Origin of the sequence: Jeotgalicoccus psychrophilus DSM 19085, assembly GCF_000425845.1 — a bacterium.
Classification (GTDB): domain Bacteria; phylum Bacillota; class Bacilli; order Staphylococcales; family Salinicoccaceae; genus Jeotgalicoccus; species Jeotgalicoccus psychrophilus.
The window spans coordinates 66,169-84,559 of the sequence record NZ_KE384463.1; the positions used below are offsets into that span (position 1 = coordinate 66,169).

Annotated in this window: 18 protein-coding genes; 16 read left to right on the forward strand and 2 right to left on the reverse strand. The window is 40.7% G+C overall.

The genetic code is table 11. The features are described 5' to 3' along the window. Nucleotides 1-136: 136 nt before the first annotated feature. Nucleotides 137-1,390, reverse strand: coding sequence for a BaiN/RdsA family NAD(P)/FAD-dependent oxidoreductase (locus H625_RS0109155; RefSeq protein WP_026859634.1), 1,254 nt, complete (start codon nt 1,388-1,390; stop codon nt 137-139). A gap of 83 nt (nt 1,391-1,473) precedes the next feature. On the opposite strand from H625_RS0109155, the gene H625_RS0109160 reads away from it, so the two are divergent. The 7 genes from H625_RS0109160 (at nt 1,474) to H625_RS0109190 (ending at nt 9,310) form a co-directional block, all read left to right on the forward strand. After that, entirely contained in the window at nt 1,474-3,108 is a 1,635-nt protein-coding gene (locus H625_RS0109160; protein WP_026859635.1) for a putative polysaccharide biosynthesis protein, read from the forward strand. After that, complete coding sequence (locus H625_RS0109165; protein WP_026859636.1) at nt 3,108-3,797, forward strand: pseudouridine synthase; 690 nt, start codon at nt 3,108-3,110, stop codon at nt 3,795-3,797. Before H625_RS0109160 ends, H625_RS0109165 begins: the two co-directional genes overlap by 1 nt. Before the next feature lie 77 nt (nt 3,798-3,874). Beyond that, a complete protein-coding gene (locus H625_RS13270) occupies nt 3,875-4,588 on the forward strand; it encodes a hypothetical protein (RefSeq protein WP_051239042.1) in 714 nt (237 codons plus the stop codon). Nucleotides 4,589-4,717: 129 nt separating this feature from the next. Continuing rightward, nucleotides 4,718-6,133 carry a dipeptidase PepV gene (gene pepV, locus H625_RS0109175; RefSeq protein ID WP_026859637.1) on the forward strand — a complete coding sequence of 472 codons (1,416 nt, stop codon included), beginning with the start codon at nt 4,718-4,720 and terminating at the stop codon, nt 6,131-6,133. Nucleotides 6,134-6,580: 447 nt separating this feature from the next. Next, a complete protein-coding gene (locus tag H625_RS0109180) occupies nt 6,581-7,372 on the forward strand; it encodes a phosphotransferase family protein (protein WP_026859638.1) in 792 nt (263 codons plus the stop codon). A 22-nt stretch (nt 7,373-7,394) separates the two neighbouring features. Beyond that, nucleotides 7,395-8,027: a tRNA (guanosine(46)-N7)-methyltransferase TrmB gene (gene trmB, locus H625_RS0109185; RefSeq protein ID WP_026859639.1), complete on the forward strand. Its 633-nt coding sequence runs from the start codon at nt 7,395-7,397 to the stop codon at nt 8,025-8,027. 86 nt (nt 8,028-8,113) lie between these two features. Continuing rightward, on the forward strand, nt 8,114-9,310 hold the full coding sequence (locus H625_RS0109190) for a MalY/PatB family protein (RefSeq protein WP_026859640.1): 1,197 nt from the start codon (nt 8,114-8,116) through the stop codon (nt 9,308-9,310). 14 nt (nt 9,311-9,324) lie between these two features. Here the strand turns inward: H625_RS0109190 and H625_RS0109195 are convergent, their stop codons facing one another. Next, nucleotides 9,325-9,621 (reverse strand): hypothetical protein, encoded by a 297-nt coding sequence (locus H625_RS0109195; RefSeq protein ID WP_026859641.1) that lies wholly within the window; start codon nt 9,619-9,621, stop codon nt 9,325-9,327. Nucleotides 9,622-9,691: 70 nt separating this feature from the next. Here H625_RS0109195 and H625_RS0109200 point away from each other — a divergent pair, with 70 nt between their 5' ends. The 9 genes from H625_RS0109200 (at nt 9,692) to ccpA (ending at nt 18,380) form a co-directional block, all read left to right on the forward strand. Next, a complete protein-coding gene (locus tag H625_RS0109200; protein WP_026859642.1) occupies nt 9,692-10,765 on the forward strand; it encodes a M42 family metallopeptidase in 1,074 nt (357 codons plus the stop codon). Between the two features lie 3 nt (nt 10,766-10,768). After that, nucleotides 10,769-11,758: a PTS sugar transporter subunit IIC gene (locus tag H625_RS0109205; protein ID WP_026859643.1), complete on the forward strand. Its 990-nt coding sequence runs from the start codon at nt 10,769-10,771 to the stop codon at nt 11,756-11,758. Between the two features lie 15 nt (nt 11,759-11,773). After that, nucleotides 11,774-12,586 (forward strand): DUF1444 family protein, encoded by an 813-nt coding sequence (locus H625_RS12920; protein WP_035785691.1) that lies wholly within the window; start codon nt 11,774-11,776, stop codon nt 12,584-12,586. Nucleotides 12,587-12,603: 17 nt separating this feature from the next. Continuing rightward, nucleotides 12,604-13,188: a YtpR family tRNA-binding protein gene (gene ytpR / locus H625_RS0109215; protein ID WP_026859644.1), complete on the forward strand. Its 585-nt coding sequence runs from the start codon at nt 12,604-12,606 to the stop codon at nt 13,186-13,188. A gap of 12 nt (nt 13,189-13,200) precedes the next feature. Beyond that, on the forward strand, nt 13,201-14,886 hold the full coding sequence (locus H625_RS0109220; RefSeq protein ID WP_026859645.1) for a DNA translocase FtsK: 1,686 nt from the start codon (nt 13,201-13,203) through the stop codon (nt 14,884-14,886). 15 nt (nt 14,887-14,901) lie between these two features. Further along, nucleotides 14,902-16,203: a UDP-N-acetylmuramate--L-alanine ligase gene (murC, locus tag H625_RS0109225; RefSeq protein ID WP_026859646.1), complete on the forward strand. Its 1,302-nt coding sequence runs from the start codon at nt 14,902-14,904 to the stop codon at nt 16,201-16,203. A 94-nt stretch (nt 16,204-16,297) separates the two neighbouring features. Further along, the gene (locus H625_RS12925) at nt 16,298-16,771 is read left to right on the forward strand and encodes a DUF948 domain-containing protein (RefSeq protein WP_051239043.1); all 474 of its coding nucleotides are present in this window, start codon (nt 16,298-16,300) and stop codon (nt 16,769-16,771) included. A gap of 35 nt (nt 16,772-16,806) precedes the next feature. Beyond that, the gene (locus H625_RS0109235; RefSeq protein WP_026859647.1) at nt 16,807-17,262 is read left to right on the forward strand and encodes a YtxH domain-containing protein; all 456 of its coding nucleotides are present in this window, start codon (nt 16,807-16,809) and stop codon (nt 17,260-17,262) included. Nucleotides 17,263-17,390: 128 nt separating this feature from the next. Beyond that, nucleotides 17,391-18,380, forward strand: coding sequence for a catabolite control protein A (gene ccpA / locus H625_RS0109240; protein WP_026859648.1), 990 nt, complete (start codon nt 17,391-17,393; stop codon nt 18,378-18,380). The last annotated feature ends 11 nt before the right edge of the window (nt 18,381-18,391 follow it).

Consider the following 18,391-nt stretch of genomic DNA (forward strand, 5'->3'; position numbering starts at 1 on the left):
CTGTTGTGAATCCAAGGCTCCCGGTTAACAACGGCGTTTCCCTGTTGTGAATCCAAGGCTCCCGGTTCACAACGGCGCTTCCGTGTTGTGAACCGGGGGATGAACCACGACGATATACCCATTAATTAAAAGAGTTTTAACCGTTTGAACAATGATATCCTGCTACGTAACCGGTCACGAGGGCACTTGTTATATTGTATCCGCCGGTGTAGCCGTGAATATCGAGAACTTCGCCTGCGAAGTGGAGTCCTTCGATCAGTTTGCTCGACATCTTAGAAGGGTTAATTTCTTTTAAGTTCACGCCGCCGCCGGTAACGAATGCTTTTTCAATTGACTGAGTGCCGTTGACGTTGAAAGTGAAGCGTTTGAAAAATTCAACAAGTGCTTGTTTCTGCTGATTTGATACGTGGTGGCCGCTGGTGCTGCCGTCGATTTTTAAATACTCGAGCACGAATGTAATCAGGCGTTCCTGATGAATATTTTTTAGAATGTTTTTAAGACTTTTATCGACGTTGTCTTTAATAGTCTTATTTATATATTCCTGCATTTCGCCCAACGTGTACTGGGGAAAAAAGTCGAGCTGCATTTTAATATTCTCTTTTTTCTGTGCCTGCTGTTCTTTATAAACGAACTGGCTGCAGCGCAGCGCCGCCGGGCCGCTGACACCAAAGTGCGTAAAAATCATATCCATCTGATGTGTAATACGCGGTTTGCCGTTTTTCTTTAAGACAGATAAAGCAACGTCGTCCAGGCTGATGCCTTTTAAGGAACCGTCTGTAAAGAATCGCTGATTGGATGTAATCGGTACTTCAGTCGGGAATAAATCTGTAACTGTATGGCCAAGTGATTTCGCAAATTTATGGCCGTCGCCGGTAGAGCCTGTCTGCGGCACACTCTTGCCGCCGGTCGTAATAATGACATTTCTGGAATTGTAAGTAGTACCTGTTGTCGTTTTTACGCCGGTGGTTTTATCGTCTTCGGTTAAAATTTCTGCGACTTCAGTTTCAAAATGGATGTCCACTTTATTTTGTTCAAGCTGTTCCAGAAATACATTCAGCACGTCTTTTGCTTTGTTCGAGACAGGGAACATCCGGCCGTGGTCTTCTTCTTTTAATTTAACGCCGTTGGATTCGACAAAATTAATAATCGATTCATTATCGAAAACCGAAAACGGACCGTATAAAAATTTACCGTTGCCCGGTATGTGTTTAATAATTTCTTCATAGGGCAGACGGTTGGTAACATTGCATCGTCCGCCGCCTGAAATCAGCAGTTTCTTGCCGAGTTTCTTGTTTTTTTCTATTAAAAGTACCTTGTTATTGTTTAAACTTGCCGCGGTCGCAGCCATAATTCCGCTGACACCGCCGCCAATTACTATCGTATCGTACATGAGTTTGCTCCTTTTAGTTTTAAAGTATTCTATAATCCATTATAATAATGTGTATGTTTATTATAGATAAGAAGGGTTAATATATGTCGGATCAGAAAAAGATGTTTCGCGGTACATTTCTTTTAACCGCAGCTACATTTACAACACAGATTTTAGGAATGCTTTATTTAATTCCATTTTACAGCATTATGGGTGGAGAAGAAAACCTAGCTCTCTACGGGTATGCATATACACCGTATACAATCATGCTGTCGATTGCAGCTGCCGGCGTACCCGGGGCTGTATCGAAATTCGTAGCGAAGTATAATGCGCTCGGTGCTTACGAAACCAGTCAGAAGCTTTACAAATCAAGTCTTCTTGTCATGATGGTCTCAGGTGTTATTGCGTTTCTTGCCTTATATTTTATGGCACCGGTCATTGCTGAAGCACAAAGTGCCGCTAGCGGCAGCGGGGATCACCGCTGGAGTACTGAAGATATTACTAGTATTATACGCGTCATCAGTTTCGCAGTCATTATCGTACCATTTATGGCAACTTGGAGAGGAATATTCCAGGGACACGAATCATTTGGTCCTACGAGTGTTTCGTCAGTTGTTGAACAGGTTTTACGTATTGCAGTGCTGTTATCAGGGGCGTTTATCGTTATTAATGTAATGGACGGCTCGATAAAAACTGCGAACGAGATTGCAGTATTTGCCGCCTTCGTCGGCGCCATCGGTGCTACGGTAACACTCGCGATTTTCTGGAAGAAAAGAAAACCGTATATGGCAGAACAGCGCAAACAGGATACGAGCGGCATCGATTTGTCTTACAGCCAAATGTATAAAGAAATTATCCGTTATGGACTGCCGTTTATAATTGTCAGCGTCAGTATTCCGGTTGTAATGTTTATTGACCAGCTGACACACAACAACGCATTATCGCTTGCAGGTGTGCCGGGGAATCTGCAGGACTCATGGTTCGGTATGCTGAATCTTACGACACATAAACTTGTAATGATTCCTACTGCATTTGCATCTGCATTTGCGATTACAATTTTACCGTTCATTACGAAAAACTATCAGCAGAAACAGTTTGATAATGTCCACAGCCAGGTAAAATCGATGATTCTAATGCTGCTGTTTTTCGTAATCCCGGCAGGTCTTGGGATGATGATTTTATCAGCACCAATCTATACAGCGTTTTACAGCTATAACGAAATCGGCATTATGATACTGACGTTTTATGCACCGGTCAGCATTATTATTTCACTATTTTCTGTAACATGTTCTATCGTACAGGGAATCGATAAACAGAATTTAACATTCTACGTGGTTATCATTATGCTGATTATTAAAGCAGCAGTGAACATTCCGCTGATTATGAATTTCTACACAGTCGGTGCAGTAATGGGCACAGCAATTGCACTGGGTGCAGGTGTAATTATGAACCTGATTATTATTAAAAAACATGGCAAGATCCGTTTTCGTGCATTCATTGCACCGATATTCCAAATTATCGTCTGTGCACTTGCGATGCTTTTAACAGTTGAAGTGGTGTACTACTTACTAATGATGAACATCGACGAGATGACAACAGTAACTTCTGTGCTGACATTATTAATAACAGTGCCGGCAGGGGTTATAGTCTATCTGTTTATATCATTTAAAACAGGACTTGCAGACGAAGTACTTGGTGAGCGTGCAGGGAAAATTCGCCGGAAAGTGAAGTTTTTATAATGAGACTTGATAAATATCTTGCGAATGCCAATTTAGGCAGCCGCAAAGAAGTGAATAAGCTGATAAAAAAAGGAGAGATTTACGTTAACGGCACTATCATCAAAAATCCTAAAACAGACGTCGGCTACGAAGATGATATCGTATATATTGACGTGCCGATTATACTGGAAGAATTTATGTATTTTATGATGAATAAACCGGATGGGGTGATCTCTTCAACAGAAGAAGGTCCGACAGAAACAGTCATTGATTTAATTGCCCACCCGCAGCAGGGAGAACTGTTCCCTGTCGGCAGGCTGGACAAAGATACTTTAGGGCTTTTATTTATTACGAACGACGGCAAACTTGCCCATAAGCTGCTGTCGCCTAAAAACGAATACTACAAAACGTATCATGTGACACTCCTTGACGAAGTGACCGAGGCGGATATTACACAGCTTGAAACAGGTATTGAACTGAAAGAATTTACGACGAAACCGGCAAAAGCTGAATTATTAAATCCGCACGAAGTATCGTTATCGATTACTGAAGGGAAATTTCATCAGGTGAAGCGGATGTTTTTAGCAACCGGCAATGAAGTGGTAAAGCTGAAGCGCACAAACTTTGCTGCACTTGAACTCGATGGGGCACTTGCTGAAGGTGAATATCGCAGATTAACTGAAGAGGAAATAAAAAAATTAAATAATTAAGTTTATAATACGCCGCTAAGGGTATAATTTATATTAAGTCCAAAGAAAAACAATTTTATAATACGAGGTGTATTAAAATGGGAAAATTATTTAATTTAGTATTTAGAGTCGGTGCGGTACTTGGTATTGCATATGCTGCAAAGAAACTTGCAGACAATAAAGATGTTGTAAAAGAAGAATACGCAAAAGCTAAAGAAGATCCGAAAGCTTATGCACAGAATGTGCAAGAAAAAGCGACTGCTAAAGCGCAGGACGTTCAAGCTAAAGCTCAGGAAGAATATTCTAAAGCTAAAGAAGATCCGAAAGCATACGCAGAAAACGTTCAGAACAAAGCAGCTGAAAAAGCAAAAGAAGTTCAAACTAAAGCTAATGAGCAAGTAAACGTTGCAAAAAACAAAGCGACTGAAGTTCAGTCTAAAGCTAAAGACGAGTACGCTAAAGCCAAAGAAGACCCTGAAGCTTATAAAGCAGAACTAAAAGAAAAAGGTCAAGAAAAAGTGGATGAAGCTAAAAAAGAAGCTGAAAAAACCAAGAACAATGTAAAAAAAGAAGCTAAAAAAGTAAAAAAAGAAGTAAAGGGTCCTGAAGCAGATGCCAAGCCGGATAAAGAAAATACCGACGATATTGATCAAAGAGAATCTGTTTTAGCAGACGAAGGCGGCATTTCAGAGAGTGAAGTAGAAAAATTTGAAGAAGAGCACAGCGTTGATGTAGTAGATGAAGCAGGCGCTAAAGATGAAAATCATAATGTGCATGTCGTTACAGATAACAAACAGAACAATAAAAAATAAGCAGTTATTTTGAGGAACCGCATCTGCGGTTCCTTTTTTGTCCTGCTGCCTGATTATTTCCCGTACAAACTGAAATAATTTACTAAAAAGTATATAATGGAAGAAAATCTATTGCTGGAGCTGATTTAAGTGGATGCGAAACATTTAGTAAGCCAATATAAAGATGATTTAATTGATGATTTAATCGGATTGCTGTCAATTGACAGTGTAAAAGGGGAAGCGGTTAAAGGTGCACCTGTCGGCGAAGGTCCGAAACAAGCACTCGAATATATGATTGACCTCGGTGTGAAAGCGGGTCTGCCGACGAAAGTTGTCGATAATCTTGCCGGTCATATTGAGTTTGGCGCAGGTGAAAAATTATTTGGTGTGCTTGGGCATGTCGACGTTGTTCCTGCAGGTAAAGGCTGGACGTCTCAGCCGTTTGAACCTGTAATCGTTAATAATGAAATTATTGCACGCGGTGTCCAGGATGATAAAGGGCCGACAATGGCTGCCTACTATGCACTGAAGATTTTACATAACGAAGGATATAAGTTTAATCAGCGTGTCCGTCTGATTGTCGGTACGGATGAGGAATCTGACTGGCAGTGTACAGAAGCTTATTTCAAGAGCGAAGAAATGCCCGACGCCGGTTTTTCTCCGGATGCTGAGTTTCCAGTTATTCACGGTGAAAAAGGGATTACGTCATTTAATATCGTTCAGTCTCATCTCGACGATGAGTATATGGACAGCGATATTGAATTGAAAGCATTTATTGCCGGTGAACGCTACAACATGGTACCTGAATCTGCGGAAGCAAAATTAAAAGTTCTTACACAGATGAGTTCGATTATTCAGGCGTATGAAGGGTTTATCCGCAAAACAGGAAACACAGGAACATATGAAATCGACGGCGGTTTCTTAAAACTTGAACTGTCAGGAAAAAGTGCACACGGTTCAACACCTGAAGAGGGTGTTAATGCTGGAACGGAACTGCTTAAATTCTTAAGAGAAATCGAGCTGGATAGAAACGCCAGACAGTTTGTCAGCTTTGCACAAAGTTATATTACCGGTAATTTAACGGGTGAACAGTTTAACATGGCGCATCATCACGAAGAGATGGGCAACGTCAGTGTTAATACCGGAATGATAAATTATACGGAGGTTGACGGCGGTATTTTCGGTGTGAACTTAAGATATCCAATTGGTCTCGATTTCGATAAAGGAATTAAAGACCTGGAAGAAATAATAAAAGAAACAGGCTTTACGATAGAAGATATCAGCGATCAGAAACCTCATTACGTCGATAAAAACGACCCGCTTGTGCTAACGCTGCTGGAAAGCTATCAGAAACACACAAATGACGACAGAGAAGCATTTACTATCGGCGGCGGAACTTATGCGCGTACGCTTGAAACAGGCGTTGCATTCGGTGCAATGTTCGAAGGTACGACGGATACGATGCATCAGAAAGATGAACGGATGAATATTGATGAACTGATGCTGGCAACAGCGATTTATCTGGAAGCATTATATAATACATGCGTAGTTAAATCTGAAGTTTAAAACTTCAATTTACACATTAAATGAATATCTGCTATCCGCAGGTCACAGAATAATAACAGATATTTTCAAAGAGCAGAAAAGCGGGTATAGAGTGTGCTAAAGAATGAAATCCTCTATTCCCAGAAAGCAGAAAACCTGTTATACTAACATTTGCTTCTTTGCCAGGTGCCCGCCATTAGAATTAAGCAGCACGGCAAAAAAATGAGCGTATAATATATTGCATCATTCAGTTAACTTTAAACAACATTTTGTTTAATGTATAATAATTTATCTGAACAACATCACAGTTAATAAGTACTAACATTCAGTTGGCAAAAGTATTCCATCTTTTGTCCTTGAAATAAAACAATAAACCCGATAAAATTTTAAACATGAACTAAATTTGCGCTATCAAATTAAATATTATAGCGCAAATTTTTATTTGACCGATGAAACGAGGTGTAAGAATTGGATCATTTCTATCAACTCGGCTGGCAATTAGATCCTTTGGGAGGTCCATCCGGTGAAGCTTATAAAGCAGAGCAGGACGGACGCAAATTATTCCTTAAAAGAAATGCCAGCCCTTTCCTAGCGGCGTTATCCGCAGAAGGCATCGTCCCGAAACTCGTTTGGACTAAACGAATCGAGACGGGCGAAGTGGTAACGGCACAGCATTGGAAAAATGGCCGGGAGTTGACACGTGAAGATATGGGAGGGCTGCGGGTCGCAGCGCTGATGAGTAAGATACACACATCAGAACCGCTCCTCACGATGTTAAAACGTCTCGGTATGAAACCGATGCTGCCGGAAATTTTACTTAATAAAATACAGTCATCATTATCTCCGAAAGTTAACGCCCATCACGTCGTTAGAAATGCCATCCAATACCTCGAAAACGCAGTGCCTGAAATTGACGCTGCAGATTTGAGAGTATGCCACGGTGATGTAAACCATCATAACTGGCTACTTTCCGACACAGACGAACTGTTTTTAGTCGACTGGGAAGGTGCAATGATTGCAGACCCGGCGATTGACCTCGGCATGATTTTATACCCGTACGTCGACCACAGTGAGTGGGACAGCTGGCTTCAAAATTACGGTGTCGAACTCGATAATGATTTACGTTCCCGCATGAAATGGTACACATTCGTTCAGGCGATTACAATGATTCAATGGTACGAAGACCGTAAACGTTTTACAGAGATGAACGAATGGATTTTGTTCTTATCGAGAGTGATCGACAAAGACCGACTTATTTAATAATTGAGAGTAGTGAATATTTTTGAGAATGCGCAATAAGCCGTGGGCAATTGATTATTTGGAATCAAATGACCATATTGTTGATGTCAACAATACGTACAGCAAAAAAATTAAAGAGTTTTTCAGTACAGTACAGCCGATTCATATCGAAGTAGGTACAGGAATGGGCACGTTTATCACGACGCTTGCACAGAATAATCCCGATATTAATTATGTCGGGATTGAAATCGATAAAAACGTCATGATCCGCGTTACGGAAAAAGTATTAGAGCTTGGACTGACAAACGTGAGACTGCTGCTGCTGGACGCAAATAAACTGATGGAATACTTTAATGAGAATGAAATCGATAAAGTTTATTTAAATTTCTCGGATCCATGGCCGAAAACGCGCCATGCGAAAAGAAGACTGACACACAGCAACTTTTTATCAAGTTATAAACAGCTGTTAAAAGAACATTCAATCGTTGAATTTAAGACGGATAACAGAAGATTATTTGAATTCAGCCTGATGTCGATGAACGCATACGGCATGAAATTTAATAACCTTAACCTCGATGTCCATGACGATGAACCGGAAGGAAATATCCGTACAGAGTATGAAGAGAAATTCTCTAAACGCGGCCATAAAATATACTGGATCCAAGCATCTTTCTAACGAAAGGTGCTTTTTCTTATTCGTGTATTATCCATTAAAGAATGTTAAAATATAAGGATACAGAACATTTAGAGTGGAGGAATATAATGACACAGTTCGATTTCAACAAAACGACGTCAAGAGAAGGTACATACAGTGTTCAGTACGACGGCACCGAAGCTTTGTTCGGAGCGACAGGACTTGAACCTTTCTGGATTGCGGACATGGATATAGAAACGCCTGAAGTGATTAGAGACGCGATTAAAAAACGTCTTGATAATGGGATTTTCGGTTATACAATGTGGCAGAATGAGCGTTTTTACGGTCCAATTAAAAACTGGTGGAAAACACGCTTTAATATTTCTTTAAATGAAGATGATATTCACTACGCAGCGTCGGTATTATATACGGTCGGCGAAGTGATGAGACAAACGACCAGCGAAGGAGACGGTGTAATCTTAACGACACCTTCCTACAATTCTTTTCCGAATTTAATTAAAGGAAATGACCGTAAAATAGTGGAGACACCGCTTGTTTACGATACCGAGAAAAAAGAATACTTTTTAAATATTGAAGAATTCACGAGTCTCTGTGAGCGTGAAGATGTAACATTATATATTCACTGCAGTCCACATAATCCAACCGGGAAAGTATGGACCAAGGACGAACTCTTGGAGATTAAAAAAATATGTGCTGACAATAATGTATATTTAATCAGCGATGAAATTCATATGGATTTCGTCAGACCGAAAGAAGATTTTGTATCTGTGGCGTCAATTATCGAGGACAACGATCTTGTACTTGTAACGACAGGTTTAGGAAAATCGTTTAACTTAGCGAGTATTCCGCACTCTTACTTTATTACAAAAGACAGAACCATAACGTCTGATATTGCCACTGCAATGGGGAGCAGATATAATGTCAACACTGCTTCAAGCTTAGCACTTGCTGCGATTGAAGCAGCGTATACGGAATGCGGCGAATGGATTGACCAGCTGAACGAACATGTTGAAGGAAACTTCCAGCTGATTAGTTCTTATATCGATGAGCACCTGTCTGAATATTTATCATTTGATGTGCCTAAAGCGACTTATCTCGGCTGGATCAGTTTTGAAAAATCAGGTCTCGATGCTGATACAGTGCATAAGGCGCTTGTAGAAGTCGGCGGAATTGCCGTATCACCGGGCAAGCTGTATCTGGATGCAGAAAATAAGCATTTCAGATTTAATGTAGCATCAAGCAGAACACGTATCGAGGATGGGCTCGAGCGTATTAGAAAAACATTTGAACATTTAGGCAAATAAAAAAATCATGGGGATTACTGAACAGTAATCTCCATGATTTCAGCTGTATAAGGATCTGCTAAAAAGTTATATTTCACCGTGTTTTCATCATTGCCCACATGCAGAACTCCGCTTACCGTATTTGTGTTTAAACCAAAACGGTTTTGGCCATCTGCCTGATAGTCAAGCGAGATGAATGAGATGTTTTCAAACTGCAGATGCAAGTTGTCTACAACTTTTTTAGTATCGACTCTGCGGTGCAGTACTAACCATACTAGCAGGGGAATAACCGTTACAGCTAACAATGTAAATATAATCAAATTACGCTTCATATGTACATCCTCCTTATGAAGTAGTTTAACATAAAATATTGGATAAATAACAATTTAAAGGGGTATTTTCATGGAACTGTCGAAAAAAACATTGGAAAGAATGAAAACTCTAACAGAACTGCACGGGGCACCGGGATTTGAAGATAAAGTGCGTGACTATATGAAAGCTGAACTGTCGGAATATGCTGATGAAATAATTCAGGACGGGCTCGGCGGGGTTTTTGCAGTTAAAAAGAGCAAAAATGAAAACGCGCCGAAAGTTCTTGTTGCAGCACATATGGACGAAGTCGGTTTTATGGTCACAGAACTTGCTGACAACGGCTTTATTAAATTTACACCGCTTGGCGGCTGGCCGACTGACGTATTACTAAGTCAGCGTTTTTCAGTACGTACATCAGCTGATGAAGAAATTACAGGTGTCATCGGGAGTGTGCCTGTGCATTTCAGAAGAGGCGAAAACAAGAATACTAAAATTGAAGATATGCTGCTGGACGTTGGTGCTGATTCAAAAGAGGAACTGCTTGAAATGGGAATTAACCTCGGAGACTCAATCGTGCCTAAAGTTGATTTTCAGGTGCTTAAAAATGAGAAGAAATTACTCGCTAAAGCATGGGATAACAGATACGGCTGCCTGATTGCCATTGAAGCACTGGAATCACTTAAAGATACTGAACTCGACTGCGACCTGTATATTGGTGCGAACGTTCAGGAAGAAGTTGGCTTGCGCGGAGCGAAAGCAAGTGCCAACATGATTAAGCCTGACATTGCATTTGTTGTTGACTGTTCACCAGCAAATGACATGATGGGCAAAAAAGATGATCTCGGAAAAATAGGCGAGGGCACATTGCTGCGCCTGTTTGACCGTACGATGATTCTCGCACCGAAAATGCGCGAATTTCTGCTCGATACTGCTAAAGCATCAGATGTTAAATATCAGTACTATCATTCGCCGGGCGGCACGGATGCAGGCAGCATTCACGTGTCAAACGACGGCGTGCCGTCAGCTGTAGTTGGTATCTGTTCACGCTACATTCATACAGCAAACTCTATTATTAATTATGAAGATTATTTCCATGCGCATAATTTATTAACGTCGCTGATTAAAAACGTAAATAATGAAACAGTTGATAGAATAAGAGGGTAGACAATGAAAAAATTACTGCACCGCTGGTTTATTGAAGCGATGAGTTCTATGGCACTCGGCTTGTTCGGTACTTTAATTATCGGCCTGATTATTAATACTATTGCAACATATGTACCATTTTTAAGCAGTTTGTCGGTGATTGGTGAGACAGCACAGAGTTTAACCGGTGCGGCGATCGGTGTTGCGATAGCATACGGCTTGAAGTCACCCCCGCTCGTTATTTTTTCTGTGCTTGCTGTCAGCCAGCATGCCTATGATTTAGGCGGGGCAGCTGCAAGTTTTATCGTGAGTTTAATAGTCATTGAAATCGCGAGACTGTATCAAAAGAGAACGAAACTGGATATTATCGTGACGCCGCTGCTCACTTTAATCATCGGTCTGCTGCTTGCCGGTTTAATTGGGGAAGCAGTGGGCGGTGTAATGACAGGACTCGGAGATGTAATCGTCTTCGCAACTGATCAGCGGCCGTTTATGATGGGTATTCTCGTCAGTGTTGTTTTCGGGATTACGCTGACAGCGCCGCTGTCCAGTGCGGCACTCGCATTAATGCTTGAGTTAAGCGGCGTAGCCGCGGGAGCTGCGGTTATCGGCTGCTGCTGCCATATGGTGGGACTTGCTGCGATGAGCTACAAGGATAACGGTATATCAGGCGTCATTTCAATCGGCGTCGGCACATCGATGCTGCAAGTGCCGAATATTTTAAGAAATCCGTTTGTTATCGTGCCGCCGGTTATCGCAAGTGCGATTATTGCACCGATTATGACTGTATTTTTTCCTATGGAGAACAACGCAGCCGGTGCCGGTATGGGGACGAGCGGTTTCGTCGGACAGATTATGGCAATTGAAACGATGGGGCTGTCAATGTCTACTGTTATGCTGATTTTAGTATTTCATATCGTTTTACCTCTAATTGTAACTCTGATATTCTATAAGCTGTTTAGCTTTTACGGCTTTATTAAACAGGGCGACCAAATTATTAGCTTAGGTAAATAACACAGGAGGTAAATTATGAATATATATAAAATGCGTGATTTGATTATTGAAGGAATCACTGCAAAAAGAAATGATGTTTCACATAAATTCGACCGTGAAAATGAAGAACTGCGCGTTGAACGTACAGATAACGGGCAGGGAATTACAATTGCTTTATCTAAAGCACTGAATAAAGCGAAGAATGATGATAAAATTATAGATGAACTTGTTTATTATATCGATGAATCGATAAATCGTATGGGAGAAGAGAAAATTGATGCGGAAACAGCGACAATTTACCCTGTTGTCCGTGCAACAAGCTTCCCCGATAAATCTAAAGCAGGGGACCCGTTTATCATTACACCGCACACTAATGAAACGAATATCTACTATGCGATTGATTTTGATAAAAGTTACCGTTTAATTGACGAAGCACTGCTCGAATCACTCAGCATGTCTGCAGAAGATATGAAAGTGCTCGCAGCCAATAATTTAAAAAAACTGCCGGTGGAAATAAAAAAACAGACGGTTCAGGACAATGATTTTTACTTTATTAATCATAACGACGGCTATGACTCGTCCCGTATTTTAAATACGGACTTTCTGCACGAAATGCTCGGTAAAACTGAAGGCGAAATGCTGGTCGGTTTACCGCATCAGGATGTGCTGATTATAGCGGACTGTAAAAATAATGTCGGTTACGATGTTATGGCGCAGATGATGATGCAGTACTTTGCAGAAGGACTGACACCGATTACATCGCTGTCGTTTTCTTACGACGGCACTAAACTGCAGCCGGTATTTATTTTAGGCAAGCAGAGAAATTATAATAATAAAAACAAAAAGTGAAGAAAGTAGTGAAGAATGTGAGACTCACATACAATGAAAACGTTGGAGATGTATTGTTTGTAACATTAAGAAAGACGGAGGAAGTATCGTACGAGCATAATGGTGATATTACTCTGATTAAAGATGGCGATGAAGTTATCGGTTTGAACATCTTTAATGCAAACAGCAATCTGGCACTTGAAAATACAAATATCGACGACTATGAAACAATGGTCCTGCGCATTAATGAACTGCTTCAGAAGAACGGCATTGAAACACTCGAATTCGATCTGACTCCAAAATTTATCGTCGGTAAAGTTATCGAAAAAGAAGCGCACCCCGATGCTGATAAATTGAACGTGACTAAAGTTGACGTCGGTACTGAAGTACTGCAGATTGTCTGCGGTGCACCGAATGTCGATGCGGAACAAAAAGTAGTCGTCGCACGTGTCGGCGCCATTATGCCTGAGGGATTATATATTAAACCATCGCAGCTTCGCGGCGTGGATTCAAACGGTATGATCTGTTCTAAAAAAGAGCTTAACTTAAAAGATGACGGGGTAAAAGGTATTTACGTTTTAGACGACAGCTATAATGTCGGCGAGCCATTCCCGGTCGGATAAAGGTGAGATTAAATGACAAGAAGACAAAATAGAAAATTTAATAAGGAACGCCACGATAAAGACGTGAGCAAAGAAGCATTTAAATTTCCTCTTGATATCGACATTTCAGATGATGCCGGTACAAAATCAAGTCCGCCATTATATTCAGAGCCTGAATATGTCAGACGTCCTGAGCGGCAAACGAAGTACAGGGCGTCGAAGCCGTCGGTAAAACGTCCAACAAGAATGACTATTTCAAAAGCACGCCAGGTGCCTTCTTCTATTCACGGTTTGAAAAAGCCGGAACGAACAGAGCGGGATGAGCGTGAAATTTATCTTGAAAAATTTAAAAATTATAATTCTGTAATTGTCGATAAAATTGTCCGGGAACGGACGGAGCGTGAAAGACGCAAAGATAAACAGAAAATGAAAGAACAGCAGCAGCGTGCAGAGCTTGCAGCATTGAAGAAAAAAAGAGATGCTGAGAAGGCAAATGGCGAAGTTGTCAGGCAAAAATCACCAGCTAGAGAAAAGAAGAATGATACACTGAGTGTGCTCGGTACAAAGCAGGAAAAACTGCGTGAAAAACAGCAGGCATCGACCGGTAAAAGAATCGGCCCGAATGCCACACAGCCGGGCATAAGTATGCTTGGCAATGCGCAGGCTGCTGATTACAAAGAACCGGACAAGGCACTGTCAGAAAAAATTGATGCAGCATTTACTAAACTGAATGTTGAAGGGCGTGTCATCAGCTATACTTCAAACGGCGTAATCGGCCGTTATGAAGTTAAACTGAATCGTGCATTCAGAGTCAGCAATATACCGCGTTTAAATGCCGCTTTGAAAGAAGAACTCAATCTCGGCGAACTGCGTATTATGAGCCCGCTTATCGGAACGTCTAATATAGGGCTCGAAGTACCGCTTGAAAATGTGCGTCCGATAACATTCCGCACGCTGTTTGAAGCCAGCAGTTTAAAACTGCGTAAAAGTGATTATAAATTTGTTATCGGGAAAACAGTTGACGATAAAATATTCAGTTATGAACTGTCAAAAGCAGGGCATGTTTTAATTTACGGCAATCAGCCTAATTACGATACAAATGTGATTGATAATATTTTATTATCACTTCTAATGAACCATAATCCTAATGACTTAAAAGTCGCCATCGCAGCTGATAATGACAATTATGATGACTACTTGGATATACCGCATTCATTCAGCAGCAGAGTGTCTCCAGGCGACCCGGAAGCTCTGAAAATTTTTATGCATGAATTAAATGAACGCAGTGTGCAATTCAGAAGAGCGCATGTAAGAAATATTCAAAGCTACAACAGCCGTGTAAAATTTGAATCCAGAAAAGCGACATTAGTAATTATCATCGATGATCTTTCAGCACTGCTGCAAAATAAAAATCCGGAAGCAGTACGCTCCCTGATACAGATTTTAAAACAAGGTAAACCTTTAGGTATGCACGTGATTGCAAATTATACGACTACTGATTCCGGGATCCGCTACGAGCTGTTACAGCTGCTGCAGACTAAAATCGCATTTTACGATGCATATAATAATACAGTCGGCGGCACGGATGAACTGACTCAGGGCAATGATGCACTTGCTGTCATTCCTACTTCCAACAAACCGAACCGGATATCAATCGGTGCGGTGAATAAAATAGTAAAACAAAGTGTGTTTGATCACATAAAACATAATAATCGATGAAAGATTGGTGTAATCGTGAAGAAATATCATTTTATCGGAATAAAGGGTGCGGGAATGAGCGCTCTTGCTCAGGTTCTCTTTGACATTGGTCATGAAGTGCAGGGTTCTGATATTGAAAACGAAGTATTTACAGAAGGTCCTCTGCGTAAAAAAGGGATAAAAATATTACCCTTTTCCGAAGATAATATCATTGAAGGCATGACATACATTGCTGGAAATGCATTTAAAGATGACCATCCGGAAATAAAAAAAGCAAATGAAATGGGCTTTGAAGTCATCCGCTATCATGTATTTTTAGCAGAATTTATGAGCAATTATATTTCAATCGGGGTAACCGGTTCACACGGTAAAACGTCGACGACAGGTCTTCTTGCGCACGTGATGAACGGGGATGTCGATACGACGTATCTTATCGGAGACGGCACTGGTTTCGGCATGCCCGAAAGCAAATATTTTACGTTTGAATCTTGTGAATATAAGCGTCATTTCCTGAGCTATTATCCGGACTATGCAATCATTACAAATATAGATTTTGATCACCCGGACTACTTTAATGATATTTCAGATGTAGTGGATGCGTTTAAAGAAATGGCTTCACAGGTTAAAAAATGCATCATTGCATACGGCAATGATCCGCATATTGATGACATTAAAAATCAGGTGCCGGCGATGCTGACTTACGGTATTGACAGCGATGATGATATTGTCGCGAAAAATATTAAAGTGACTGAAAACGGCACTTCATTTGATGTGGATATTAAAGGTGAGCATTTCGACACTTTTAAAATCCCGATGTTCGGCGATCATCTCGTATTAAATTCACTGGCAGTTATTGGTGTATGTTACTTGGAGAAACTGGACATTGAGCTGATTAAGGAATCATTCTTAAATTATAAAGGCGTAAAACGCCGTTTCTCTGAAACTAAACTTCATAACATGGTTATCGTCGATGACTATGCGCACCATCCGAAGGAAATCGACGCGACGCTTGAAACAGCGCGTAAGAAATATCCGAAACGAGAAATTATTTCGGTGTTCCAGCCGCATACATTCTCGCGTACAGAAAAATTCCTGCAGGAATTTGCAGATGTGCTGTCAACATCCGATAAAGCGTATATCGTAGATATTTTCGGTTCGGCGCGTGAAAAGAGCGGAACTTTATCGAGTAAAGATCTTGTGGATTTAATACCGGGAGCAGAACTGTTAACAGAAGCTGACCTTGAACGCCTCGATAAACATGCTGACGGCGTAATTATATTTATGGGTGCAGGCGATATCCAGAAATACGAGAAGCGTTTCACGGAATTACTATCTTAAAAATACAAAAAGTATTACAAAATAAATGTTTATATCATTGTGAATTAGGTTATGATAATTAAGAATACAGAAAAGAAATATTGGAGGCGTTAAAATGGATTGGCAAATAGTATTATATATTGCCGCGGGTGTTGCCGCGATTGCATTTTTAGTATTATGTATCGCAATTGCAGTAGTACTGTTCTCGGTTAAGAAAAACCTGGATCATGTAGCCAGCACATTAGATGGACTGGATGGTCAAATTCAGGGGATTACGCGTGAGTCAACAGATCTTCTGCACAAATCAAATCGTTTAGTTGAAGATATTCAAGGTAAATCTGAAAAACTTAATGCTGTAGTAGATGCAGTACAGGGTGTTGGTTATTCTGTAACTAACTTAAATGATTCTGTCGACCGTGTGACAAATTCTGTTACGCATAACATCTCTCAAAATGAAGAGAAAATTTCACAGGTTGTACAGTGGTCAAACGTTGCAATGGAAATTGCAGACAAATGGCAGGTCAGACAGCAGCAGCGCAACAGAGCTTACAATAAAGTTAATGTGGACGGACAGTCAGAGAATTTATAACAGCTCAATGATTGATCCTGTTTGGAGGTTAGATCATGGAAACGTATAACAGAGACAGACATGTAAAAGGTGTCGAGAGTTATGATGCTCAAATTGAAACATCAACGGGCCGTGATTTTACGGTCGGCCTCGCACTTGGTTTATTCGTCGGCGTTGTAGGCGGGCTGTTTATCGCTCCTAAATCAGGCGATGCTTTAAGAGATGACATTAAAAAAGTCCAGGATTCAATGGTCAATGACCAGCACGACGGACCTTCAATGTCAGCAAAGCTCGATGACAAAGTCAGCGACGTAAAACAGATGGTTAAAGACAAAAAAGCTGAAATGGATGAAAAATCAAGAGTGAAAAAACTCGATGAAACAGCAGTTCATATTCAGCAGCAGGCGATTAGAGAAGAAGCAGCGGATGATAATCTGCAGCGACCGAATGTAGTCGATATGTCTAAATATGCTGAGAAATCCGGCTCAGGACCAAAAAAATCGGATAAATAGTTCAGTCACTTCCATGTGACTGAATTTTTTTGTTATAATATTGTTACATATGCAGTACCATTGAGGGCTAAAATTTGGTATTATTAATTAAAACGTTTACATTTTCACATTAGACTCGGAGGGATATTATGACAGTTACTATATATGATGTGGCTAGAGAAGCAAAAGTCTCAATGGCAACAGTTTCTAGAGTCTTAAATGGTAATCCAAACGTCAAACCTGAAACAAGAAAAAAAGTTAAAGATGTTATAGATAGATTAAACTATCGGCCGAATGCGGTAGCAAGAGGACTTGCAAGCAAGAAAACGACAACAGTCGGCGTGATAATTCCGGACATTTCAGACCTTTATTATTCAGCATTGGCGCGAGGACTTGAAGACATCGCAGAAATGTATAATTATCAAATTATTATTACAAACACAGATCAGGATCCAAAGAAAGAACGCAATGCCTTTTTAAACCTTGTAAGCAAGCAGGTTGACGGCATTATTTTCCTTGGCGGAAAACTGGATAGTGAAGTGCTGCAGGATATAGAAAATTCTAAAGTACCGGTCGTTGTATGCGGATCAGGCGAAGAGGACAATGATATTCCGAACGTTAATATCAATTACTATGAAGCAGCAAAAGAAGTTTCAGCGAAATTAATTGCTGACGGCACTAAAAACATCTGCTTCGTTACAGCAGGATATTCACGCTTCCAGGAATCACGCATGATCGAGGGCATGAAAAAAGCATATGCTGAAGCTGGACTGAACGGTGACGACTATTTAACAACAGAAGAAGCTGGAGATTACGAAAGAGGTAAAGGAATATTCGGCAAACTGCTCGATACAGACCGTGATGCGGTAATTGTTATCAGCGATGAAGCAGCAATTGGCATACTTCACGGCGGACATGAACACGGTGTGGCAATGCCGCAGCGCCTGCAAATTGTCAGCTGTTCAAACACAAGACTCGTGACGATGGTAAGACCGAAAATCTCGAGCATCGCAGTACCATTGTATGATCTTGGTGCAGTAGGAATGAGATTACTGACTAAACTGATGAATGAAGAAGCAGTAGACTCTAAATCAGTAGAACTTCCATATAGCATTGACTACCGCACGACAACAAGATAAGTAATAAAAAA